This window comes from Hahella ganghwensis DSM 17046 (assembly GCF_000376785.1).
Lineage (GTDB): Bacteria > Pseudomonadota > Gammaproteobacteria > Pseudomonadales > Oleiphilaceae > Hahella > Hahella ganghwensis.
Genome location: NZ_AQXX01000143.1, coordinates 143152 through 167200, shown reverse-complemented (window position 1 = coordinate 167200; position 24049 = coordinate 143152). Strand labels below are relative to the sequence as shown.

General features: G+C 50.0%; 27 protein-coding genes. 14 read left to right on the top strand and 13 right to left on the bottom strand.

Annotated features, from left to right (window positions below; all coding sequences use genetic code 11):
• Positions 1-79 precede the first annotated feature (79 nt).
• Positions 80-1147, top strand: a complete 1068-nt coding sequence (locus F566_RS35930) for a helix-turn-helix domain-containing protein (RefSeq protein WP_020410724.1) — start codon at positions 80-82, stop codon at positions 1145-1147.
• 11 nt (positions 1148-1158) lie between these two features.
• Here F566_RS35930 and F566_RS37450 read toward each other — a convergent pair whose 3' ends face one another.
• The 3 genes from F566_RS37450 to F566_RS0129805 form a co-directional block, all read right to left on the bottom strand.
• Positions 1159-1632, bottom strand: a complete 474-nt coding sequence (locus F566_RS37450) for an amidase family protein (protein ID WP_020410723.1) — start codon at positions 1630-1632, stop codon at positions 1159-1161.
• Between the two features lie 6 nt (positions 1633-1638).
• Positions 1639-2637 (bottom strand): amidase family protein, encoded by a 999-nt coding sequence (locus F566_RS35045; RefSeq protein ID WP_020410722.1) that lies wholly within the window; start codon positions 2635-2637, stop codon positions 1639-1641.
• A 64-nt stretch (positions 2638-2701) separates the two neighbouring features.
• Positions 2702-4198 carry a flavin-containing monooxygenase gene (locus F566_RS0129805; protein ID WP_020410721.1) on the bottom strand — a complete coding sequence of 499 codons (1497 nt, stop codon included), beginning with the start codon at positions 4196-4198 and terminating at the stop codon, positions 2702-2704.
• Between the two features lie 299 nt (positions 4199-4497).
• Between F566_RS0129805 and F566_RS37445 the strand changes: the two genes are divergently transcribed.
• A complete protein-coding gene (locus F566_RS37445) occupies positions 4498-4689 on the top strand; it encodes a patatin-like phospholipase family protein (protein WP_211210727.1) in 192 nt (63 codons plus the stop codon).
• A gap of 58 nt (positions 4690-4747) precedes the next feature.
• Positions 4748-5359 carry a patatin-like phospholipase family protein gene (locus F566_RS35040; RefSeq protein WP_211210726.1) on the top strand — a complete coding sequence of 204 codons (612 nt, stop codon included), beginning with the start codon at positions 4748-4750 and terminating at the stop codon, positions 5357-5359.
• 25 nt (positions 5360-5384) lie between these two features.
• Here F566_RS35040 and F566_RS0129795 read toward each other — a convergent pair whose 3' ends face one another.
• From F566_RS0129795 to F566_RS0129770, 6 genes are all read right to left on the bottom strand, one after another.
• The gene (locus F566_RS0129795) at positions 5385-5834 is read right to left on the bottom strand and encodes a hypothetical protein (protein ID WP_020410720.1); all 450 of its coding nucleotides are present in this window, start codon (positions 5832-5834) and stop codon (positions 5385-5387) included.
• 6 nt (positions 5835-5840) lie between these two features.
• Positions 5841-7589 carry a GGDEF domain-containing response regulator gene (locus F566_RS0129790; RefSeq protein WP_020410719.1) on the bottom strand — a complete coding sequence of 583 codons (1749 nt, stop codon included), beginning with the start codon at positions 7587-7589 and terminating at the stop codon, positions 5841-5843.
• On the bottom strand, positions 7561-8016 hold the full coding sequence (locus F566_RS34515; protein ID WP_157497204.1) for a response regulator: 456 nt from the start codon (positions 8014-8016) through the stop codon (positions 7561-7563). Before F566_RS34515 ends, F566_RS0129790 begins: the two co-directional genes overlap by 29 nt.
• 4 nt (positions 8017-8020) lie before the next feature.
• Positions 8021-9673 (bottom strand): sensor histidine kinase, encoded by a 1653-nt coding sequence (locus F566_RS34510; protein ID WP_020410717.1) that lies wholly within the window; start codon positions 9671-9673, stop codon positions 8021-8023.
• A gap of 259 nt (positions 9674-9932) precedes the next feature.
• Positions 9933-10637, bottom strand: coding sequence for a transporter substrate-binding domain-containing protein (locus tag F566_RS0129775; RefSeq protein WP_020410716.1), 705 nt, complete (start codon positions 10635-10637; stop codon positions 9933-9935).
• An 86-nt stretch (positions 10638-10723) separates the two neighbouring features.
• Positions 10724-12265, bottom strand: coding sequence for a methyl-accepting chemotaxis protein (locus F566_RS0129770; protein WP_020410715.1), 1542 nt, complete (start codon positions 12263-12265; stop codon positions 10724-10726).
• A gap of 347 nt (positions 12266-12612) precedes the next feature.
• Between F566_RS0129770 and F566_RS0129765 the strand changes: the two genes are divergently transcribed.
• Together F566_RS0129765 and F566_RS0129760 are read left to right on the top strand one after the other, a co-directional pair.
• Positions 12613-12909: a hypothetical protein gene (locus F566_RS0129765; RefSeq protein WP_020410714.1), complete on the top strand. Its 297-nt coding sequence runs from the start codon at positions 12613-12615 to the stop codon at positions 12907-12909.
• 65 nt (positions 12910-12974) lie between these two features.
• A complete protein-coding gene (locus F566_RS0129760) occupies positions 12975-13475 on the top strand; it encodes a hypothetical protein (protein WP_157497202.1) in 501 nt (166 codons plus the stop codon).
• Positions 13476-13497: 22 nt separating this feature from the next.
• Here the strand turns inward: F566_RS0129760 and F566_RS0129755 are convergent, their stop codons facing one another.
• The 3 genes from F566_RS0129755 to F566_RS0129745 all read right to left on the bottom strand — a co-directional run bounded on the left by F566_RS0129755 (position 13498) and on the right by F566_RS0129745 (position 16483).
• Positions 13498-13977, bottom strand: coding sequence for a hypothetical protein (locus tag F566_RS0129755; protein ID WP_157497200.1), 480 nt, complete (start codon positions 13975-13977; stop codon positions 13498-13500).
• On the bottom strand, positions 13974-14873 hold the full coding sequence (locus tag F566_RS0129750; RefSeq protein WP_020410711.1) for a hypothetical protein: 900 nt from the start codon (positions 14871-14873) through the stop codon (positions 13974-13976). Before F566_RS0129750 ends, F566_RS0129755 begins: the two co-directional genes overlap by 4 nt.
• A 158-nt stretch (positions 14874-15031) precedes the next feature.
• Positions 15032-16483 carry a WS/DGAT/MGAT family O-acyltransferase gene (locus tag F566_RS0129745; RefSeq protein WP_020410710.1) on the bottom strand — a complete coding sequence of 484 codons (1452 nt, stop codon included), beginning with the start codon at positions 16481-16483 and terminating at the stop codon, positions 15032-15034.
• A 408-nt stretch (positions 16484-16891) separates the two neighbouring features.
• Here F566_RS0129745 and F566_RS0129740 point away from each other — a divergent pair, with 408 nt between their 5' ends.
• Together F566_RS0129740 and F566_RS0129735 are read left to right on the top strand one after the other, a co-directional pair.
• Positions 16892-17836 carry an alpha/beta hydrolase gene (locus F566_RS0129740; protein WP_020410709.1) on the top strand — a complete coding sequence of 315 codons (945 nt, stop codon included), beginning with the start codon at positions 16892-16894 and terminating at the stop codon, positions 17834-17836.
• A gap of 193 nt (positions 17837-18029) precedes the next feature.
• On the top strand, positions 18030-18767 hold the full coding sequence (locus F566_RS0129735) for a DUF8198 family protein (RefSeq protein WP_020410708.1): 738 nt from the start codon (positions 18030-18032) through the stop codon (positions 18765-18767).
• 63 nt (positions 18768-18830) lie between these two features.
• Here F566_RS0129735 and F566_RS0129730 read toward each other — a convergent pair whose 3' ends face one another.
• Positions 18831-19112, bottom strand: a complete 282-nt coding sequence (locus F566_RS0129730; protein WP_020410707.1) for a polyhydroxyalkanoic acid system family protein — start codon at positions 19110-19112, stop codon at positions 18831-18833.
• 240 nt (positions 19113-19352) lie between these two features.
• Here F566_RS0129730 and ubiE point away from each other — a divergent pair, with 240 nt between their 5' ends.
• The 7 genes from ubiE to tatB all read left to right on the top strand — a co-directional run bounded on the left by ubiE (position 19353) and on the right by tatB (position 24009).
• A complete protein-coding gene (ubiE, locus tag F566_RS0129725; protein WP_020410706.1) occupies positions 19353-20102 on the top strand; it encodes a bifunctional demethylmenaquinone methyltransferase/2-methoxy-6-polyprenyl-1,4-benzoquinol methylase UbiE in 750 nt (249 codons plus the stop codon).
• Between the two features lie 7 nt (positions 20103-20109).
• Complete coding sequence (locus F566_RS0129720; protein WP_020410705.1) at positions 20110-20739, top strand: ubiquinone biosynthesis accessory factor UbiJ; 630 nt, start codon at positions 20110-20112, stop codon at positions 20737-20739.
• On the top strand, positions 20736-22379 hold the full coding sequence (gene ubiB, locus F566_RS0129715; protein WP_020410704.1) for a ubiquinone biosynthesis regulatory protein kinase UbiB: 1644 nt from the start codon (positions 20736-20738) through the stop codon (positions 22377-22379). Before F566_RS0129720 ends, ubiB begins: the two co-directional genes overlap by 4 nt.
• 56 nt (positions 22380-22435) lie before the next feature.
• Positions 22436-22837: a phosphoribosyl-AMP cyclohydrolase gene (gene hisI / locus F566_RS0129710; protein WP_026180416.1), complete on the top strand. Its 402-nt coding sequence runs from the start codon at positions 22436-22438 to the stop codon at positions 22835-22837.
• Positions 22838-22964: 127 nt separating this feature from the next.
• Positions 22965-23297 (top strand): phosphoribosyl-ATP diphosphatase, encoded by a 333-nt coding sequence (locus F566_RS0129705; RefSeq protein WP_020410702.1) that lies wholly within the window; start codon positions 22965-22967, stop codon positions 23295-23297.
• Between the two features lie 64 nt (positions 23298-23361).
• A complete protein-coding gene (tatA, locus tag F566_RS0129700; RefSeq protein WP_020410701.1) occupies positions 23362-23625 on the top strand; it encodes a Sec-independent protein translocase subunit TatA in 264 nt (87 codons plus the stop codon).
• Between the two features lie 54 nt (positions 23626-23679).
• On the top strand, positions 23680-24009 hold the full coding sequence (gene tatB / locus F566_RS34505; RefSeq protein ID WP_020410700.1) for a Sec-independent protein translocase protein TatB: 330 nt from the start codon (positions 23680-23682) through the stop codon (positions 24007-24009).
• Positions 24010-24049: the final 40 nt, after the last annotated feature.

Genomic DNA, 24049 nt, shown 5'->3' with positions numbered 1-24049 from the left:
CACGTAGGATCATGTCGATAAGTGATTCATTTGGCCCTGTATTATCTCCAGATACGTCCATCGGGAACAGCGACAACTCATGACCAGACGAAGTGTTGATATTTTCAACCAGCCGGTCCCACATATTTATCCGCAAGCTTACCTGCAAATTGCGGCGGAACGTGGAGTGGCTGTTTCCGACGTTTTGCAGCGTGCGGCAATCGCAGGGGACTTCAATACAACCTCAGGCAAAGAACTCAGTTTCACTGAGTTCGAGGCATTGATACTGGCCGTGCTGGAGTTGGCCGGCGATCAAGGGATTGGCCTTGAGGTTGGATGGCGCCTTCCTCCCACTGCCTATGGTAATTTTGGGTATGCTTTACTGTGCTGTCCGAATCTCCAGGAGGTGCTTTCTCTATGTCAACGCTTCTGGCACATCAATGCGCGTGGTGTGAACATGAACGCCGATATCCAGGGAGATATCTGTGTGGTAAACCTGACGGTCCCTGACATTATCCGGGAACCCTTTCGACACCAGATTCTGGAAACCACTATTGCCAGTGTGATGAAAGGTTTTCAATTGTTACTCCGGGACAGCACAGCGCAAACAGATATCTGGTTTGACTACGAGGCACCAGCTTACGCAGATGCAGCTTTTCAGCTATTGGGGAACGTTCATTACGGTATGCCGGCAAGCCAATTCCGGATTGCAGAAAACCTTTTGACCCGCCCTCTTGATATGTCCAACCCTCTAGGATTGGGTTTTGCTCTGGAACAGTGCGAAAAAGAGTTTCAACTGACCCAGCTTAAAAGCGATCCGGTTCTGGAAAGGGTTCGCCAGGAGATGGTGTTTGAACAGGAAGGCTACCCTGCTCTGGACGATATCGCAGATCGCTTGAATCTGAGTTCCCGCACTTTGCGTAGAAGGCTGCAGCACCACGGCACCCGCTATAAAACGCTTTTGGAAGAAGCCCGGCGCCGTGATGCGATCAAACTGCTGGATGATAGAAACCTTTCCATTCAGAAGATTGCCGGATTACTGGGGTACCAGGACCCGGCTAATTTCACCCGAGCTTTTCGCCATTGGACAGGCCACACGCCAAGTCAGTATCGCCAAATGCGAAACAATGAATGCCCCCAATCCTCCTCTGGACCGCTCCGGCACTGAGCTTTGGTATCTTACAGGTACCCTGGCGGTGCCTGAAAACCACCTTTTACGTCTACAAGCAATCGTGCAAACTCGATACTGGTGCGGTCCTGATAGGGTCCTGCCAAAATCTGAATATTGACGGGCGTTTTTCTATCGCTTATTCCAACCGGCGCACTTGTCGCCGGAAGACCAAACAGAGTCGCAGGGGAAATCCATACAAACAGATCCATATAGCTGATGCTGTCGCCATTAATCTGAAGTCGACGCCTGGGAATATCAGGCTCCTGCTGATGAAAAATCGCAGTGGTGGCAGTCGGCGGCATCAGAATCACATCGTATTCGTCGAATACCTTGATGAACCTTTCTCTAATCCGCCTTGCAGTCTGATCCAGTCCTGCCCAGGTGGCATAACTGATATTGGTCCCGGCCATGAACCGGGTGAACTGCTTCGGCATTTTGAGCAGCCCTTCCATACGTCCCAACATCAGAGACAAAAGCCACATAAGCAGTCACAATCGTTTCGGGTTTGCCGTTCCTATCACGCCTCCGAGTTGTCGCATGTAGGTGGCATACAGATGTTCAAGATCAACATCTGTCGGCGCTCCGCTATCCACTTTGACTCCCGCTTCCTGTAGGCGCTGTTTCAAGTCACGGTACTGCTGCTGCATGGAGTCATCCACTGGACACATAGGGTCTTCAGTCCACATCAACACCCGATAGTCTCGCAAAGACTCTTTCCCTGCAGGCGGCAATCTCACTTCCCAGCCCGGAGAAAGTTCCGGCGAAGGGCCTACCAGAATATCCAGCATTAACTCAAGATCATCCGCACTGCGGGCCATGGGGCCAGCTACGGCCAGAGGCGGTTCACCAAGCGTTCCCAGTGGTCCGGGAATATGCCCCTGCAGTGAGATAACTCCATGACTGGGTTTATGTCCATAGACACCACAATAGTGTGCAGGAATACGGATCGATCCTGCCAGATCACTCCCCAATCCAAGGGAGGTAAATCCTGCAGCCAGTGCCGCCGCAGCACCGCCGGATGATCCTCCCGGTGTCAAACGGACATCCCAGGGGTTATTAGTGGTGCCGTATATGCGGTTATAACTTTGAATATCAGAGGCAAACAGAGGTACATTGGTTTTGCCGAAAATGATCGCCCCGTCATTTTGTAATCGCTTTACCGCAGGCGCCGCAGACTTGGGATAGTGGTCACGGAACAACGGTGCTCCGGCAGTACAGGCCATGCCAGGCACTTCCCATGTATCCTTGATAGTGAGCGGGAGACCATGCAGCCTGCCTAAAACTTCGCCCCGCCCTATTGCCTGATCTGCCTGGTCTGCGTGCTTACGGGCATCTTCCAGGTTCCTGGCGACCACTGCATTGATTGCTGGGTTATGTTCTTCCACCCGCTCTATATAGGCTTCTAGCAAATCCCTGCTGCCTATTTCACCGGCACGCAGTTTTCCCGTCAGTTCACTTGCTGGCTGATATATCCATTTACGGCTCACTGAAGCTCCTCTCTAGAATCTGTTCATACTGGTTTGACTGTCATTGCCACATGCTTCTGCCAACTCAATCAGCCGCAACGGATGACGCAGGTGTGGCAAATTGCTGCCCAGTGGGGTTGGAAAACTCAAGAACTCCATCATCCAGTTTCCCATATCGAAGCATCATCAAATCCAGAGCATAATTCTGGTGAAGCCTCCAGGGGGCTTTGGAGCCCTGATGAGGAATCGTGCCCTCAGCCCGCTTGATGTAGCCTGATGTCATATCGAGGAACGGTCTGAACTGCACAATGTCGTCCTGATTCCGTGGCGTGCACTGCCGCATCCCTTTTTGATCCATATGGCCCAATACACGAAATATATACTCAGTGACAATATCGGCTTTCAATGTCCAGGAGGCATTGGTATAACCGAAGACCAGACCCAGATTGGGTAGGTCCTGGAGCATGACACCCTTGTAGCAGAGCTTCTGGGTGATATCGAAAGGTTTGCCGTCCAGGAATAGTTCAGCCCCACCCAACGGTTGAATCACCAGCCCTGTCGCCGTTACTACGATATCCGCCTCCAGCTCTTTACCTGACTTCAGTTTGATCCCGGTCTCAGTAAAACTGTCGATCTGATCAGTCTCAATAGACGCTTTACCTGTGCTTAAGGCCTGGAAGAGATCCCCATCAGGGACAATACATAAGCGTTCATCCCAGGGGGCATACCGCGGTGTCAGGTGTTTCGAATCCAACCCATGTCCGATTTGTTTCAGTGCCTGCTTGCGAATAAAGTTCGCCATCGCCTGAGGAAAGGCACGACTCATTTTATAGAGCAACAGGGAAAGGAAAATATTCCGAGTACGAGCCAGTCGATACACCAGTTTCTCCGGCAGAAACCGACGCAGGAAATTGGACACCGCATCTTCACGGGGCAGGCTCAGAATATACGTCGGAGAGCGTTGCAGCATGGTGATACTCTCGACCTTGTCAGCCATGGCAGGGACTAGTGTCACCGCTGTCGCACCGCTACCGATCACCACCACCTTTTTTCCGGAATAATCCAGATCTTCAGGCCATTTCTGGGGATGAATGATTTTGCCCTTGAAGCTATCCACTCCGGGGAAATCAGGTTGATAGCCTCCATCGTAATTGTAATAACCTGCGCAACACAGTATAAAGCGGCAGGTATAACGCACCAGCTCTCCGTTATCTGCGTTTGCCTCAACGCTCCAGATAGCCTGCGAGGAATCCCAGTACGCGCGTTTTACATGATGTCCAAATCGGATCTGATCTTCGACATTATACTCAGCGGCAGTTTCCCGGATATATTCCAGGATGGATGGACCATCCGCGATGGCCAGAGGGTTACTCCATGGCTTGAAGTTATATCCGAGCGTATACATATCCGAGTCTGAACGAATGCCAGGATAGCGGAACAGATCCCAGGTACCGCCGATAGCCTGCCTTCGTTCCAAAATCACAAAGGATTTGTTCGGCAACTCTCGTCTTAAATGACAGGCAGCTCCGATGCCGGAGAGCCCGGCCCCAATAATCAATACGTCACTGTAATGGTTTGCCATGAAAACCTTCCACCTGATCGTTATTTTTATTTGATGTTCTTTGGGAGATCACTTGAGCTATTGTGGCACGTTCTGAAACCAGATATGAGGGGTGATCAGGTCATATTTTTTGTCATTAGTGGCCACCACTCTATCAACAGTGCATACTGACGACATCCGACCGATGAACAGAGGTATTCAACCCATGAATGTTCTCTATAACGAGGTTTGATTTCCTTTCAATCTCGGCGATCGCTAGAGTAATGTGTGTACAGATAGCTCTTTACCCTCCCCAAACCTGACCAGGTTTCAACAACACTATGTATCAGTCCACTCCGTCAGATTCCGCTCTGGTAGTAGAAGGTGGTGCAATGAGAGGTGTATTGGCCTCCGGCATACTGGATGAGTTTATTCACCAGAGCTTCAATCCGTTTGATATGTATCTTGGTGTATCAGCGGGCGCAGGTAACCTGGCTGCTTACCTGGCAAATATACCTGAAGATTTACACTGACTATGCCCTGCGTCCTGAGTTTATCAGCTTACACCGTTATCTGAAGGGCGGTCACATTATGGATCTTGATTGGCTTTGGGATATCACAATCCGTGAGATACGCCTGGATCTCAAACAAATATTCAGCCATGGAAAGCCCTTCCTTATCTGTCTCACGGACATCCTCTCCGGCGAACCGGATTATCGACAACCTACCTCAGGTAATCTTGAACACCTGTTAATAGTCTCCAGCGCTCTTCCTCTACTATATCGCCATTTTCCTCTGGTCGATGGAAGACCTATGGCAGACGGAGGGCTGGCTGATGCGATCCCGGTTGCAGAAGCCATCCGCCGGTGCGCCCGTAACATCATGGTGGTTCGCTCCAGACCAGCCAATTATCAAAAAACCGCGTCAAGACTTCATCAGCTACTGGGATGGAAGTTGAAACAGTATCCGGCATTGATCAAACTCCTGGCAGGACGAACAGAACGCTACAATCAATCGCTGGCACTGATACGGTGCCCTCCTGAAGGGGTCAATATCATTGAAGTCTGCCCTCCGGAAAGCTTCAGAGCAACTCGAATGGGGAAGGACATCAAAACGCTGCAACAAGGTTACCAGCAGGGCCGGGATCAGGCTCTGGAAGCTATCCGTCGATGGCATGAGACAGTTGGTGAATACAGTGAATAAATCAGGAGAGCCTGGATTTTCAAAGCTATTTACTCTCTGCGTCAGATGGCAGTGACACAATATCAAACCAGTAATTATCCATAACACTAACGACCTTGCACAGCTGCTCGAAATGAATTGCGCACGGCAATACCGAATTTGCGCCACAGGAATAAAAAAGATGGGCGGCTGCCATGTGATCCGGCGAGAAAAAAACGATGGTGGGAACAATCTTCCAGCGCCGCACAGACTGCAGATCGTCCAGTGTTTGGCGGGCTCTTTCAGCATCACCGAGATACGCAATTAAAAATAGATCGATCCGCTGAGGCAATTGCTGAGAGGCTTCGGGAGCGGTCAGGTCCGTAACGGAACGACACACTCGAAAGTCGTGATTGATACCGAACACTGAGAATGCTTCATCGATGTGTCTGGCCACATCGGCATCATCAGCAAACAGCACGAGTGTTCGCGACTGGAACTCATCGCTGTCTGTCATGGAATGTCACCCCTTCACCTCACCGGCGATAAGCGACGGGCGCAATTTGGTCTCCAGCAATCGAGTGATAGACCTTACCGGCAGAGGCTTATAAAAATAATAACCCTGTCCCAGACTGCAACCTTGTTCCAGAATTTCCTTGGCGTGTTTTTCTGTTTCCAGGCCTTCGGCAATCACTTCCAGTTTCAAGCCTTCGGCCAATAGTATTATGGCACGAGTTATTGCTGGATCAGAAATACTGCCAGCACCTTTTTCAGAGACAAAGCTTCGATCGATCTTAATTCGGTCAAGGGGAATGTCTTTCAGGTATCGCATGGAGGAATACCCAGTTCCAAAGTCATCGATCGAAATTCTGATGCCCATATTACGGAGCGTGTTGAACATGTGAAGACTGGCGCTTCCGGATTCAATGAACACTTCTTCTGTCAGCTCAAGCTCCAGATCAGTGGCGTCGACACCGTATTTCGATACTGTTTTGAGAACAAAGTCAAAAAATCCCCTGTATTTCAGCTGTTTTGGGGACACATTGACGGATACGGGAACTTTGAATCCCATATCATTCCAGGCCGCCATCTGCCGACAGGCCGACTCCAACACCCATTCGCCCAAGGGAATAATCAGACCGGACCGGGTTGCAATCGGAATGAAATCTATCGGCGACACCACACCTCTTTCCGGATGGTTCCACCGGACCAGTGCCTCAACACCGACAATATCATGAGTTTGCAAATCCACCTGCGGCTGATAGTAGAGTTCAAGCTGGGAATGATTGATCGCCTCTTTCAGTCCCCGTTCAATTTCCAGCCCCTGAACCAAACGCTCCTGCAGACTTTCCGTAAAAAAGTGGTAATGACCCGGGCCCAGCGCTTTGGATTCATACAGCGCCATATCCGCTTTCTGCATCAGCTCGATACCTATCGCGCCGTTTTCAGGGTACATGGCAACCCCTATACTCACGGAAATATCCAGAGTGGTATTACTCACAGGAGCCGGACGCCCAACCCCCTCTATGATTTTTGAAACAATCATCTCAACATCATGATACCCCTGAATATTGTCCAGCAGTACGGTAAATTCATCCCCACCGATTCGCGCGACAAAATCACTCTTTCTCACCAGTCGGCGCAGCCTGTCACCCACCAGTGTCAACAGCAGGTCTCCGACATGATGCCCCAGAGTGTCGTTAACATCTTTAAAGCGATCCAGATCCATAAAGATCACGGCGAGCCTGCTTCTGCTCCTTGCCGCTCGGGCAATGGCAAGTTCCATGTGTTCTTCAAAAATGTATCGGTTACCTAATCCAGTCAACGGATCACGGCGAACTAGCCGGGCGATTTCCTGCTCTGCGGTCTTGCGTTCAATCGCATGCCGGATACTGCGGTCCAGGAGGGTGGAACTAATTTCATCTTTTGGAATAAAGTCAGCCGCCCCAGCTTTGATGAGCATATCATCCAATTCCACCGCTGTGCTGCCGGTCATCACTATGATTGGTTTCTCAATCCTCGCCTCTTGAGCACGCTTGAGCAGCTCAAAGCCAGTTTCATCACCGAGAAAGTAATCCACTAAAATGACGTCGTACTCATTGTCTATCAGTACGCTCACAGCATCTTTGTAGTTGCTGATATGCTCAGTCTCATACTTCGCCCTGATACTGCTTTTAAGTGCCTGGTTAATCAGCACAAAGTCCTGGCGATCATCTTCCACCACCAGGACCTTTATCTGTTTTTCACCTTTGGAAGATGTTTGCTTTTCCATAGGGATCTCCATTGAGGCTGAACCAATACCGATATACTTCGCTGATAATCTTCTCCAGGCTGGCCAGATCATCCGGTTTACAGATATATGAGTTGGCACCCAACTCATAACTGTTTGTGATGTCTTCTCCCGACTCTGATGTGGAAAATACAATAATCGGGATAGACGCCAGTCTTGAATTTCTCCGGATATCCCTCAAACAACTTCGACCGTCTTTTTTCGGCATATTGAGATCCAGAAAAACGATACAGGTAGAACTGAAAGTCTCCAGTTCTTTCTCGTCGCTCTGCAGAAGATCCAGAGCTTCCATAAACTCTTCCCCGTCCCGAAAACTTCTGACCTGGAAAGGTATTTTGGACCTTTTCACCGCCGTGGTTATCAGCAAAAGATCTTCAGGGTCATCATCGACCACCAAGAGTTGTGCCATCTGATCAAAAACCAATGTCCACCTCCGCTGGCTGAATTGGAAGCTCAAAATAAAACGCCGCTCCCTTACCAGGAGCCCCTTCTGCCCATATCCTTCCCTGGTGCCGTTCAACAATCTTGCGACAGATTGCCAGTCCCATCCCAGTCCCGGAATAGGTTTCCCGGCCGTGAAGACGTTTGAACACCTCAAAGATCTGTTCTGAATGCCGGGGTTCAAAGCCAATGCCATTGTCTTTAATACACACTTGATAAAGGTTGTCCTCAACCTGTTTACCGCTGACCTGAATAATCGGCTTCGCACCACTGGCACGGTATTTCAGGCTGTTGGCAATGACATTCTGCATCAATTGGCGAATCTGACTGCTATCACATTCAATAGTCGTCAGTGGTGCGATATTGATTTCTGCCCCGGTTTCATCAATGGAAAGCTGCAAATCTGCCTGGACGTCCTCAATCACCTTGTCCAGATCCGTCGGCTGAAAAACACTTCCTTTGGAAGTGACCCGACTATAGGACAACAAGCTGTCCAACAACTCCCGCATTCTCTCCGCTGCACTGACCACATAACCGGAAAACTCTTCCCCCTCAGAAGTAAACTTTCCATAATCCCCACTCAGAAGAAGCTTGGAAAAAGAAATAATTTTGCGAAGTGGCTCCCTTAAGTCATGGGAGGCAATAAAGGCAAACTCCTGCAGCTCCCGGTTGGATCTTTCCAATGCAGCATTTCGGTTTTCAATGCGACGTTCATACTCTTTTCGCTCACTGACATCGACGACAGAAGCAACAATTTCCTGCCGCTCAATACTGCCGACGGGGTTCAAACCTATTTCCACCGGGACTCTTGTGCCATCCTGCCGCAAGCCGTAGAGGTCCTTGCGTTCACCCATGGCACGACGTTCCGGGGCATCACAGAAATGAGTTCGATCCTCGACATGCTGTTCACGAAGTTCCGCGGGAACCAGCATTTCAATATTCTGCCCTTCCAGTTCATTGGTCGCGTAGCGAAAAATGGAAAGCGCCTGTTCGTTTGCCTGAAGTACGACGCCCTGTTGATTAATCACAATCATGCCGTTGGGTGCGGATTCAAAAATACTGCGAAATCGTTGCTGGGCACGACTGGCCAATTCAATCTGATTTTCCAGCGCCTGCTTGGCTGATTCGAGCTCCCGTGTCCTTTCAGCCACTTTATGTTCGAGTGAGAGGTAAAGACGACGTAACTCCTGCTCCACATCTTCACGACGCGCCATTTCGTCTCCCAGAGCTTTGTTTCGCTCCGCCAGAACTGACAGGCTCGGCATATTGAGCACCTTCGGGAGCAACGGCCAGATCAGGACAGCCGTCATGACAGAAACCACAGCAGTAAGGAGTTTGACACCGCCTTCCAGATAGTAGTCATTGTGCCAAGTGTTCCAAATGTTAAGCAGATGAGTCGTGCCGCAGGCAAATATAAACGTCGCGAAGAGAATGAAGATCCAATTAAATTCCAGATCCCGTTTTTTATACCAGATCAGATATAACACCAGGGGAATTGAATAATAAGACACTGCGATAAGCGCATCGGACAGGGTATGCAAAAACACCAGCTCGGTCTGCCACAAGTAGCAATACCCGTGCGGAGCAAAACTTGACGAAGTTATTTGGGCCAGCGTTTCGTCCATGCATCCTCCGATGAAAAAGTGCTGAACAGGTTGGATTATTCCAGTACGGCTATGCCCATAGCGCATCTGGAGGCCCCCAGTAACTCCATAAATTCTTGGGGCAGCAACCAACTATCAGTTTAGAACGCGATATCGTTTAAAGCGAATATCCGACTATATCAGTAGGCTATTTTTGACAAGTTTGAACAGAGGGTGTTTGCATTTGGGGGGGATCGGACAGGCAGCATATTTGCCTGTCCGGTAGGTAAGAGGGAGATGGTTATTTTACACCATAGTCTGCAAGAATTTTCTCGTAGGTTCCATCAGCCTTGATCGCAGCCAACCCACGATTGTAGGCATCAATAATCTGTTGTCCTCTGGCGTTCGCCTTGCCGGCGGCAACATGAAGGTTATTCACAGACAAAGCCTCTTTGGTAAAGTCCACGGCCCCAAGATCCAGTCCAGCACCTTTGATGACCGACTTGGCGACAATTTCATCCTCTAGTGTCAGGTCAATTCTTCCGCTCACCAGCTTTTTGATATTCGCCTCAATAGAGCCCGCTTCCGGCCTGGAAAAGTTTGTAGAGCCGGAAAACTCATCCCCATAACCACTGACGATCCCTACCTTCTTGCCACTCAAGCTATCCAGCCCAGTGTATTCAAACGGATCGCCTTTCTTTTTGATGAACTTGATACTGCTTTGTACATAGTAGTCACTGTATATCAGGTAACTACTGCGCTCCTCCGTAAACCAAGCACCGGGAAGAAGATCGACATTACCGTTTGCCCGGTTCCAGGGCATGATGCGGAAGTCCACGTTATACCCTTCTTTAGCCATTGCCGCTTTTAACAATGCAATGGAAATCCCAGGATCCGGGCCCTCCTGGACAAACGGAGGCCAAGGGTCCTGCGCCGCAGTGACATTTTCAGCCATCGCTGAAAATGTGGTGAACAAACCTAGAATCAGGGCAGAAATGAATTTCATGCTAACACCTCATTTGTTGAAGACTTGCTCTTTCCACAAACTTTTATCTACAACGGAAACCAAAGTTCCCTCGACAGGTATTTTCCTCAGGTTTTGAATTTGGACAGCCTTCCCAATACCTCTCCGGCAAGCTGGCTGACATCTTCCGCCCTCTCCGCCGATGCTGTGGCATTCTGGGAAAGAGACGTCGCCACTCCGGAAATTTCCACGATATTCTGATTGATTTCGTTGATCACATTGCTCTGTTCATCAGACGCCGTGGAAATGTGGATATTCTTTTCTGCCATGGTCTGTATGACCAGATTGATTTCCTCAATCGCCTCGCCGGCTTTATTCACCCGCTCAACGCCAGCCTGAGTACGCTCTGCCAGAGAGGCTACCCCTTTCTCAACCGCATCGCTGACGCTTTGAAGGGTTTCGATACTGGCCTGGATTTCATCCGTGGACTGACTGGTTTTCACCGCCAGGTTACGGACTTCATCCGCCACCACGGCAAACCCCCGGCCAGCCTCGCCAGCTCTGGCCGCTTCAATGGCTGCGTTCAAAGCAAGCAGGTTGGTCTGTTCGGAAATGCTCTTGATCACTTCCAGTACCTGGCTGATATTTTTACCTTCAGAAATCAACTGGGATGCACGAGTGGTGACAGTGGCAATTTCGGTCGCCAGTGAGTCAATATCCCGTACCACGTCACCCACAATGGACTTGCCCTGGGTGCTTTTGTCCATGGCGGCACCCGCATCTTCCGACGCCTGCGCGGCACTTCGCGCCACTTCAGAGATAGATTCGGTCATTTCCGAAGTGGCTGTTGCCATCATTTCTATCTGGGATTGCTGACCAGTCAGATGCTGAGAAGTTTCCATGGCCATTTCGCGGTTCTTATCTGACTGATTCTGGAGCTCAACTGCTGCCGCACTGATGCTGGATACAATTTCTTTCAGCGAATTGACGAACATGTTGAACCCATTGGTCAGGCGATCCAGTTCCTTGCCGGGGGGAAGCTCCAGTTGCTTGGTCAGATCCCCCTCACCGGTTGCAATTTCCTGTATGGCATCTGAAATGACTTCGATCGGTTTCAGAACAGTGCGGCTCAACACCACCAAAATCAGTAATGTGATCGCAATATCCAAAACCACAATCATCAGCACTTGTTGAGTCAAAAGGCTGTTTAAGCGCGGGGCGATAATATTCATGTCCGCATAAACGGTGACCTTGCCCACGGAGTTTTCTTCGCCGTACTCAACATAGATCAGATCAGCCTCAACTGTATTGGTAGTGGTCTGTGGCGGCGCAGTGATCTTGACAAAAACGGGATTGCCACTTTCATCCACGCCGTCCTTCCCGAACCATGCCAGGGTTTTACCGTCCGCGCCGGCCACCTGTATCGCGGCCATCACATCTGCGGTCAGTTCTGATTTAATGTTGGCATTCAGAGGATCAATACTGTAGCTCCAAATCGGTCCGGGAAGGCTCAGTTGCATCCGGCCGACTGCAGCGTTAACGGCATTATTCAAATCTTTGACTAAGTCATCCTTGAGGCTTGTATAGTTGTAATAGCCGAACAGCACCAGTATCAATGTGACGACTACGACAATTTGACTGATAAATTGAAACTTGATGCTTCTGAGCATGACTTTCCTCACCACTACTTTTTAAATGCCTACTATTTCAAGGCAACAGACGACAATATGCACAGGTGATTTGAATGGGAATTCACCAGTAACAATAAGAATAGACAAGATTTGATCATTAGATAAAAAAAGTCAGAAATTTTGTCGCTCCCCAGTCTTGGAAGACGCTCACAGGCAAAAGGAGAAACCACTTCCTCCCTCGATACCAGGAATGCCACCCCTCCTAACCGGCCAGCAAATCAGCACCGGCAAATCAACAAGAGTTATCTATACTCTATACTTGAATAAAAAACGCACAGATCGAATTTCATAAGGCCTGACTTCTAACAATCCCAAGAGGCTAAACCATGAACCATCGTTTTACCTGCTTGATGACTCTTCTATTCACCTTCATCAGCCTTCCTTCATATGCCATAGATGTCTGCCATGCGGAAGCACGGGAGGGCTCGGTTCTGGACCAATACTCGATAGAGCTATTGAAATACCTGATAGAAAGCTCAGGGGAAACCGCCAATCTGATCCCCTATAAACCCTCAGGGGCGCAGGCTCGGAAGGAGTTACAGTTAAAGGAAGGAAAGTATGATATTGACTGGCTGGGAGCCACAGCAGAAATTGAAGAGAGGGTCCCACGTTCCCCATTTTGAGGGGGCTGCTTGGTCACAGGGTTTTCATTACCAACAAGGAAACCAGCAGCAAGCTATCGAAAGACATGTCGATCGATGCGTTAAAATCCATGACTCTGGTTCAGGGACAGGGCTGGGGTGATATTCCTATACTGGTCGGTGGCGGTTTTACCCGTATGCAGACCAGCCCCAGCTTCGACAACATTTTCAAGATGATTGACAGCAATCGGGCAGATCTGTTTCCCAGATCAATCATAGAGCCCTATGGGGAACTCAGCAGCCGCTGCAACCTGGACGACAGTTATGTATGCACAGACAAGAATATGCTGGTGGATGACAATCTATTGGTGGTCTATAAACTGCCCATGTTCTATTTTGTTTCACCCAAACGTCAGGACCTGATTGACCTTCTGAATAAAGCCTTCACAAACAACTATGACGGTTTTCTCGAATTCTTTAATAACCATCCACTGGTCAAGGATTCACTACAGAAAATGGAAGGCCGACAGGTTTTCAGAATTGAACAGAACGAATCACTGAGCTCAGCGACCAGCTCTCTGCCGGATAAGTATTGGCTGAGCCTGTAACACCGGCGAACATAGCCGGCCCCTAATCAGGTTTACGCAACCCGACGGTGATTGCGGCGATATCCGCTGCTGGCTTACTGGCATCAAGCACCAGCAGATCGCCGCTACTACTGATAACACCGTAGCGGCCGTTGATGGTCAGTTCACCATCACTGTCAACGTTGTAATCCATGCGCTCTTCGCGCAGTGCCACATCATTGGTGACCAGGGTTTGGCGATTTATCCCCGAGCCCTCGCCGTCTGCCACGTATTCACTCAAAATCAGGGAACCTTCAACAGCATCCTGTTGCAATGTTGCCAACCAGTAGGTTCCTGAGAAAGTATTGTTAGCCAGCGTCTCGGATGAATGACGCACACAAAGGTTCCAACTGATGCGTTTTTTCCAGGCCTTGTCCAGAGGTTCTATTGCAGATACCGGTTCCACTGGAGTTGTAGGGTAACCACAGTCAGGCTCGCCTTCGGCGCAGGTTTTGGTACCCGCAAAAAGATCCGCATCTATCACACGCTCGACATAGGCCACCCTGGAAAAGTGTACAAAACTTCCATCTTCAGAGGCTCCACCAAAAGCCTTGACCTTGATGGGACAGTTTTCCACATAGGGTAGGGCACAAAAGAGTATTCCGTGTCTGATTCGTCTACCAGCCTGATTTTGTCACAACTGTTATCAAGCACTGATGCGAACACTTCCGCCAAATCTTTATCGGGCTCCTCATCGGTGACTGTCAGAACTTTGTTGTCAGTAAAATCATATTCCAGAACCTTGTCCGGATCTCCTGTACCCGGAGTGGTTTTGGACAGGGACAGGCTACCATCATTTACAAAACGGGCGGTGTAGGAATGGATTTCAATGGGAGACTCAGCGATGGGCTCCCCATCGCCGTCCAACTGGTCTTCCATGCTGATACAGGTGTATTCACCAGATGTCAGATCAGGAGGAGTCACCTCTATAACTTCACTGTCAGGCAAATCCCCGATCGGAACAAATAACCCCAAAGAGACTTCCTGAGTATTCAGTGTCATGAAGGAGGTAAGAGCTTTATTCGGTAACATTAAGCGGAAACTGGCGTTCTTTTCTGAGTAATATTGTTTTTCGCTCTGATAGCGCCATTCGATACCACGGTAGGGGATAAACTCGCCGGAATGGTCCTGCTCTAAGGCATCAAGAAAGGTCGAAGCAGCTGTAGCAGCTGTGTAGCCGACAGAAACTCTTGCCTCTCCATTAGTGATCGAACCTTCTGTGCCAATGGAGTTTCCCTGAAGAAAAAACGGATCGCTCAATACTAACGGTGTCTTGGGCTTATTTTCCATCTCCTCACAGCCGGTGCCTGCCAGCAAGGGAATAAAGAGTGCCAGGACCAATTTGGGGAGCGATGGTGAATTCAAAGGAGCCAGGTACATTGCCATTCCGTTACAAAAGTCAACAAATGATTACTCAGGCATACTAAGGTGCTTGAATAAAATTACGTTGACCTACTTGGCAATTGTAAAAAGCATGCGACGGCAGAAGGCAGGCTTTGGCTCCAGAAGAGCTCATGCCCCCAGGGACTTAAAATAAATCAGGAACGACGTTTTCGATATTTGGGATTGGTGGAAGCCGCCATTCCAGCCAGCGACAAATATTCGTCAAATGAGGCAGTGATCGCATCTGTCAGCTCTTCCGGGTCTTCTATCAATTCCCTGTCGACATTGATTCCAATCTGCACACCACCGTTATAGCTCAACAGGCTCAATCCCAGACCAATATCTCCTGCCTGGGGAACCCAGAACATTAGTTCCTTAACCTCACTGCCAGCCAGGTAGCGGGTGCGGCGCGCAGCTGGCACATTCGACAACACCAGAGAGGTTTTATTGCTGAATAATTCCAACAGGGAATCCTGTACACTCTGCGGCACCAGCCCAATTGCCGTCAGCAAAGCATGAGATAAGGTCGGCTGCATGGACTCTTTCAAGGAGACCATGTCATGCTTCACTTTATAGAGCCGTTCCACAGGATTACCGATTTGCGCTGCCAACGGCACAAATACAGTGCCAAACTGATTGCCCAGTTCATGTAACTGCACCCTGCCAGCTCTGGTTTCAAGGGGGCGCAGATTAACAGGCAACGTGGCGTGCACCTGTAACTCATCAATATTTTCCTCCCGATCAACCAGCAAGGTCCGCAAACCACCACTGACACAAGCCAATAGCACATCGTTGATCGTGCAGCCGAAGCTCTGGGCAATGTGTTTGAAATCGGACAATGGAATCGCGTCTGACCAGCTACAGGTTTTCATTACCCCCAGACTTCTTCTCAGGGATACTGCGTTATCCGAAGGCAAGGCAGCCAGTCTCGCCAATTCCGCAGCACCATTCAGGCCAGACCTCAGGGTGTCCATCGCGTAATCGGCATCCTGCAGCATGTGACGACCTTCCTCGGTCAGGCGATAACTGAGACGGGTACACTTTTCCACGGCCCGGGCCAGACTTTCTATCCCAAATGACAATGCCTGTTTGGCCTGTTGCGAATCTTTTTCCGCCTCCTGGGCTCCCGGAAACGGATCAATATTGGGCGTCTGGTCAGAAATACTTCCGAAAACAGCGGCCAGCGAAAGCCCGTCGGCATAACTGTGATGTACCCTCATGACAGCAACATGTTGCCCCTGATAGTTCTCGACCAGAACAAACTGCCACATGGGTTTGGTGGGGTCTAACGGAGTACTCATCTGTTCTCCGATAAACTCCTGCAGCGTTTTCTTGTCAGCAGGTTCAGGTAACGCAACCCGGCGCACGTGATAATCCAGCGAAAAATGAGGAGAGGATTCCCATAAGTACACCCCCGAGTGACATCTGGGGGCTTTCAGGAAACGGGAAAACGACAAAAACCGGGTACGGACCAGCTCCTTGAATTTACTGAACTTAATCGGCTCCACAACGGCCATGGCGGTGATGACCATATTATTTGTCGGGCGATCAAGCCGCAGCCACGCAGCATCGACACCATTAACAGGTTCGAAGGAAGAGTCAGTCATAGATAGTATTTTGATAGATTGTATTTTGGTTGCCGTACTCACTGAATTATTGCATCCCTGTGATGATACCGTGAATTCCGGGTGACCGTCGATTTACAGGACAGTGGCCGGGAGATTACAAAATGTTACAACCATCCATCATACCCAGACCTATAATCGAGTAATCAACTACCGCCAGGAGGGCCTTGCCGAGCTGTTTAGCTCATATTTATGGCATGATGAAAGGACTGACCGGTGATGTCTATTAGCCGAAGGTTTGCTTCAGGCTATAAATAAACCACCCGGTAATAACAAAAAAATAACGATAATCCCGTCCTGGGGAACCTCAAACCACGACTGATTGATGCTAATTGGGGAGGAAGACCGGACTATAAAACGGGGGCATAGGCAGACTGGGAGTACAGCTCAATGAAAGCCATTCATGCGCGAAAGTTATTACGTCCAATCGACCCGGCTTATTCAGAAATGTTTTCCGGAAGGGTCTATACCATTGGCAAAGGGGCAGCCTCTGTCAGGAATCATAGCGCCCCTGCCGAGAATACCGTCATTGGTGTCCATGGCTTTCTGGAAAACCACTGCTACTTTACCCAAACCTATCAGGCACCAGATACTGAACTGATTCTGCTGACCTGCAGCAATTACCACATTCCAGTCAGCGGACCCACAATCGAGGAAGCTTCTTGGCAAAAGCCCATCAAATACCTTGAAGCAACGATCGAATATGATGCGTCTGTACTAAATCAAGCCATCGAAAACCTGCCTTCCACCAGCCGTGTTAGAGTCCACGGTCACAGCCGGGGCGGCGCAGTCATTATGGAGGCTATGCAGCAGCGTCCAGACCTGTTTGAAAATGTAGATGTCGTGCTGGAAGCACCAGTGCTGCCGCAGGGCAAGCTTCACCCTCTGGTCAGCGCCCTCCTTGATCCGGTCAGTCACGGCATGTGGCCCTGGGTAATCAGATTAATCAACTCAGCCCCGTCCACGGCATATGGCCAGACCTTTTTCGGCAAGCTGAATCCCCGCAAACGGGCGCTTCTGGATAAACTTTTCGCAGCGACTCGAGACCATCTGACCATCGTAAGAAATATCGAAAATATTATTGCCTGGATGGAAAAAACAGGCCCAGAGAGTTATCAACACATGCGGCATGGCACGATTCTGATTCCCAAAATTGACCGCATTCTGGATCGCGAAGCCATGCTGAAAAGCGCAGAGCATTCTTCAAATGCGATTCGCATCATTGAAACCGGTGCGACCAGCCACTTCGTCACATTGGACAGCCAGGAATGGGTACCCTCCCTTGCCCACCTCCCAGAGCTCCATGCCAAAGCAATGGGATCAAAGGGCGGCTGACAATTCTCATGGCACTAGGTAGGTTAACCTAGGCTATCTCGGTTACACTCCAGAAATATGACGATCAACGGCTTCCGCGTTATTAAACGGGGATCGGCTGTCGCTTTGTATGCCTCTCCTGCCAGATTCCACACAAAGCGTTTATGTTCGATGCCCCCATGGAGCCATCATTGAATGAATTTATCGAGGTCAGATGTCTAAGGAAAAACTGCTGAGTGTGCAACCCAAGACCCCACATATCCGAAGACTGCAGCAACTGCTTCTGGAATACCATGAATACCGTCAGCAGCGGGATCATCATCCGCTGGGTGATTTCATAGATTATCTGGGCGATTGGCAGGTTACCCGCTTAAAGCGTACCCACCATGATCTTTACACCACGCCTCAATACCATGATGCCCTGGAATTCCTGTTAAAAGACCTGTACTCCCCCAAGGAGTTTGCCAGGCGGGATGCGGATCTGGAACGAATTTTCCCAGTGATGGTCAAATTGGTTCCGGATCAGGCATTAGGCACCGTGGCGAATCTGATCGAGCTAAACCTGTTAACCCAAAAGCTGGATGAGCACATGGCAGTAGTGCTGACCGAAGAACTAAAAGTGGAGGAGATTACTGAAGAAAGCTACGCTGAAGCTTTCCGCCGATGTCAGAACCTGGCTGCCAGAGAACACCAGATTCACCTGATTCGCAGCTCCGGTGAAGCACTGGAAAAATATGTCAGAAGTCGATTTCTAAACTTCAGCCTGGCAGTGACCCAGGGGCCGGCGGAAATGGCCGGACTGGGTCAGTTACACCAGTTCCTGAACCGCGGATTGAAAGCCTTCAAATCCATCGGGGGCGTCAAACAACTGCTGACAACGATCATCTCCCGGGAAAACGAAATTCTGCAAAGAATTTATACCGGGTATGAGGAACCTTTTGTGTTCCAGTGAGGGTGAGCGCTCAGCTTCGGGTCAGACTCTACAGGCCGGACCACGATGCATTTCAGATGACAATCACACCACACCGTCCATATTATCCAGGTGGTGGTGAACCTCTTGCTCTATCCGGTCTTTGAAAGGCCGGACAAGCAATCCCAGCTCCAGGCGAATATGCAGTTTCTCGGGTGTCACTTCCAGTTGACCTTTAACGCCTGAGCGCTTGAACTTCAGGACATCTTCCTGCCACTGATAATCAACGCTAAACCGCTGTGACAGACTGACCGCCAGATCATTGGCAGTCTTCTTGGCATGTCCAATATCCATCGTATGTTCACGGGTTATTTCAATTACTGACATTTCTTACAACCTTTCAATAAAATCCAAACGTCTATGATGTGCGGATATTACTCCATCAGCGCCGCTTCGTCCTCTTCCTGAGACTGTTTCAGGAAAAGGCCATAAAGTGATTCTCAACAAAACAACATCCGAATCTCGCCACTGATCCACACTATACATTCTATCTCTTCGATTGCGGGTAGGACTTTCTTAACGAGATGAGTAGAATACCGTCCAACATTGCTTTAGGAGAGAGGGTCCATGGCCGACCAAAACACCACACATTTTGGCTACAGGGAAGTCCCTGCCAAAGAAAAAGAATCTCATGTTGCCAAGGTGTTCGACTCTGTTGCCAGTAAATATGACATCATGAACGACCTGATGTCGCTCGGCATTCATCGCCTGTGGAAGCGATTTACTATCGATAAAAGCGGTGTACGTACTGGGCACGCAGTATTGGACATTGCCGGAGGCACAGGAGACCTGGCCAAGAAGTTTGCCCGTATTGTCGGTCCTTCGGGACGCGTCGTCCTGGCGGATATCAACGCCTCCATGCTGGAAGTCGGCCGTGATCGTCTGACCAATGAGGGGTTCGGTGGCCAGGTAGAGTTTGTTCAGGCAAATGCTGAAGCGTTACCCTTTCCAGACAACACTTTCGACTGCATCACCATTGCTTTCGGACTGCGAAATGTCACCAACAAAGACACGGCACTGGCAGATATGGCCAGGGTCCTGAAGCCCGGCGGACGTTTGCTGGTACTGGAATTTTCCAAACCGGAAAACCCCCTGCTGACCAAAGCATATGACACCTACTCTTTTACTGCCCTCCCGGTCATGGGACAACTGGTAGCCAATGACAGTGAAAGCTATCGTTATCTGGCCGAATCCATCCGAATGCATCCTGATCAGGAAACGCTCAAAGGAATGATGGAGGAGGCAGGATTGAGTCTGTGTCAGTACTATAACCTGACCGGCGGAATCGTCGCCCTGCATACTGGAATCAAGGCCTGAGCAGGCGATGATCAACACACCGACAATACAGGCAGCCCTATCCGCAGCACTGGAGCAGGTTGCCAATCAGGCGCTATCGCTGGATGCGGCAGCCACCCAACGGCTCGAAAAGCTGGCTGGCAAATGGCTGGCGGTTGAGGTGCTCCCGTTCCAGTTGGAACTATTTTTTGAACTTGGCTACCCATTGAGAGTCGCGATTGCCCGGGACGAAGAAAATGACCTGACCCTCAAGGGATCACCAGGGGTATTTCTCCGCTATATGCAGGGAGATCATAATGCTGAAGGGCTGGAACTGGCCGGAGATGTCGCCCTGGCACAGCAGTTGGCCGCCATCCTGTCAAGTCTGGAAGTGGACTGGGAAGCCAAACTGTCGGAATTCCTGGGAGATGTTCCCGCCCACCTGGTGGGCAAAGGCGCGAGAGGGGTCACCGGTTGGCTTGCTCATGTCAGCCAAAGCTTCTTTGCCGACGCCGAAGAATATATTCATCACGAGGCCCACTCTCTTCCAAACAAGGATGAAGCTGAGTACTGGTCAGAACAGGTCGAACAGGCACGTATGACACTGGACCGCCTGGAAGCTCGTGTCAAAAGGCTGGAAAGCCACGCTCAACAACATAAAGTAGAAGATCAGCAGTGAGAAGACTGTACCGCTTTTTTAACATCGTCTGGGTGGTCTGCCGTTACCGGTTAGACGAGTTTGCCCCATTGACGGCCCTCCCTCTGCCACTCAGGCTACTATTTCTATTTGCCCCCTGGCATTTTTTCCCCCGCCCCAAAAATATGTCCAGGGGGGAGCGTCTACGGCAGGCTCTGGAACAACTGGGGCCGATATACGTAAAGTTTGGGCAGATCCTATCCACACGTCGAGATCTGCTGCCGGAAGATCTGGCCAATGAACTGAAAATTCTACAGGACAGAGTGCCACCGTTCCCTGGCGAGCAGGCCATAACCATCATCCAAAAATCGTTGAAAGCTCCCATTGAGCAGGTCTTCGATAACTTTGAAGCCCAGCCGATGGCTTCCGCGTCCATTGCCCAGGTTCATGCGGCCAGACTGAAGTCCGGTCAGGATGTGGTCGTTAAAGTGATTCGCCCGGATATCGAAAAAACGATCCGAATCGACATCGCATTGATGACCATGGTTGCCAAACTGGTCGAAACCTACTGGGAGGATGGCAAGCGGCTGCACCCCATCGAGGTGGTGAAGGATTATGAACACACGATTCTCGACGAACTGGATCTACAGAGAGAAGCGGCTAACACTTCACAGCTCAAGCGTAATTTCTCTAACTCCCATCTGATCTACATTCCTGAGGTGCATTGGGGTTACACATCTCAGAATGTCCTGGTCATGGAGCGTATCTACGGCATACCCATCGCAGAAGTGGATTCGCTGAAAAAGGCCGGAGTTAATCTGAAGCTACTGGCGGAAAGAGGGGTTGAGATCTTTTTCACCCAGGTATTTCGGGACAGCTTCTTCCACGCTGACATGCATCCGGGCAACATCTTCGTCGACATTACCAAGCCAGAGGATCCCCGCTATATCGCCATAGACTGCGGAATCGTGGGTACGCTGACCCAGGAAGACCAAAGCTACCTGGCGCGCAACCTGTTGGCCTTCTTCAAACGAGACTACCGTCAGGTTGCCGCCCTGCACGTATCATCTGGCTGGGTCCCCGAACATACCCGAGTGAATGAATTTGAAGCGGCCATCCGAACCGTTTGCGAGCCGATCTTTGAAAAGCCGTTGAAAGACATTTCGTTTGGCCAATTTCTGTTACGCCTATTCCAGACCGCCCGGCGTTTCGATATGGAAGTGCAACCGCAACTGGTTCTCCTGCAGAAAACATTGCTGAATATCGAAGGACTGGGCAGGCAACTCTATCCGGACCTGGACCTATGGAGTACAGCACACCCCTACCTGGAAAACTGGATGCGCCAAAGAGTCGCCCCCCCTGGGCTTTTCAAGGCGATTAAGCAACAATTGCCGACCTGGCTGGAACAAACCCCGGAACTCCCCCAGGTGCTTTATGAGGCTGTAGATCAGCTTCGGCATCTTGACCGTTATAACCGGGCCAACCAAAACAGCTTGGATGCCCTGAACCGCGCTCTGGCCAAAGACAAGCAGCAAAGAAAAGATTTTTGGCTGGGAAGTGTTACACTGGGCTTGGCAGGTTATCTGGCCCTCAGTCAACCTTCTGTGGTGTTGCAGGATATTCACTGGAGTATCTGGGGTCTGAGCCTGGTAGGAATATATCTGGTCGCCAGACCCAAGTAGTGGTTTATCAATGGCTGGCAGCCAGCTCCTGTTCGCATGACCGATCGACAAGAGAAATGACAGACTTAAAATCAGCCCCTTTGTGGGAAGCAATCAAGTGGAACGATGATGGATTACTGCCAGTCATCGCACAGGATTACCAATCCGGAACAATACTCATGATGGCCTGGATGAATCCAGAATCTCTCGAACAGACCATCAAGCTGGGCGAGGCTGTTTACTGGTCACGCTCCAGACAAAAGCTATGGCACAAAGGGGAAACATCCGGCCACGTACAAAAAATCCATGATGTAATGCTGGATTGTGACGGAGACACACTGTTGCTCAAAGTTGATCAGGTGGGTGGGATTGCCTGCCATACCGGACGTAATAACTGTTTTTTCCGGAGCCTTGAAGGCAATGACTGGAAAGTTAACGCCGAGGTTCTGAAATCCCCCGAAGACATTTATGGCAAATAAGTTTTCCCAAAGGGTGAATCGGGTCTCCCCGCAGGAGCTGGCGTCAAAGCAGATTCCCCGTTAACATGACTTTAGAATGTCATAATGATGAAATACATTGATACCCCCGGGTACGACAAGACAGATTATGAGTAGTATATTGACCGAATTGGGGCGCGTTCTGGAAGCTCGCAAGAACGCTTCCCCTGACTCCAGCTATGTTTCCAGCCTTTATGCCAAAGGAATCAACAAGATTCTGGAAAAAGTTGGCGAGGAATGTACCGAAACCATTCTGGCGGCAAAGGATGCGGAGAACACTGGGGATACCAGAGATCTGGTTTACGAGACTGCCGATCTGTGGTTTCACTCTCTGGTCATGCTGAGCCATCTGGATGTTGAGCCTCAGGCGGTATTGGACGAGCTTGCACGCAGGTTTGACCTGTCCGGCCTGGAAGAGAAGGCCTCCCGCGGAACGAAATAATCGGAATGCGGTCGGACTACTGAAAGTATTGAGAAGTTTTTAGTTAATATTGAGGAGCAACACCATGGGCATATCCATGTGGCAATTACTGATCGTTCTGCTAATCGTGGTTCTGCTGTTTGGAACCAAGAAGCTCAAGAACATCGGCGGGGACCTTGGTAGCGCGGTTAAAGGCTTCAAGAACGCCATGAGCGACGAAAACAAAGACAAGGATAAGGACAACAAGGCAAACCAGGAAGATCCAAAGCTGGAACAGAAGCAGGCTGACGATAAAGTAATAGAGGGAACGGCACACCGCGAAAACAGCACTGAAACCAAGCATAGCTGATTCCGTATTAATCCGACCCCATTAATCTAACTCTATTACTGACAGAGCAGCTATATGTTCGACATTGGCTTTGCCGAATTACTGGTGATTGGCGTCATTGCGTTACTGGTATTAGGACCTGAACGTCTGCCACACGCTGCCAGGACCACTGGTCGCTGGGTAGGAAAAATGCGTCGCCTGATCAGCCAGATGACCCAGGAGGTTGATCGCCAGCTAAAAGCTGACGAGCTTCGTGAAAAGCTGCGCAAGGAAGGGGATACTCTCGGTCTGGAGAAAATCCAGAAAACCGTGGATGATGCCCTTTCCGAAGCTAAAAAGTTCGAACACATGGTCGAAAAGCCTGACTCCTCCACAGACAGGAAATCTGACCAGTCCTCCAACTGACTTCCGCTCACGAGACACTTATGCCCAATAGGTTTCCATC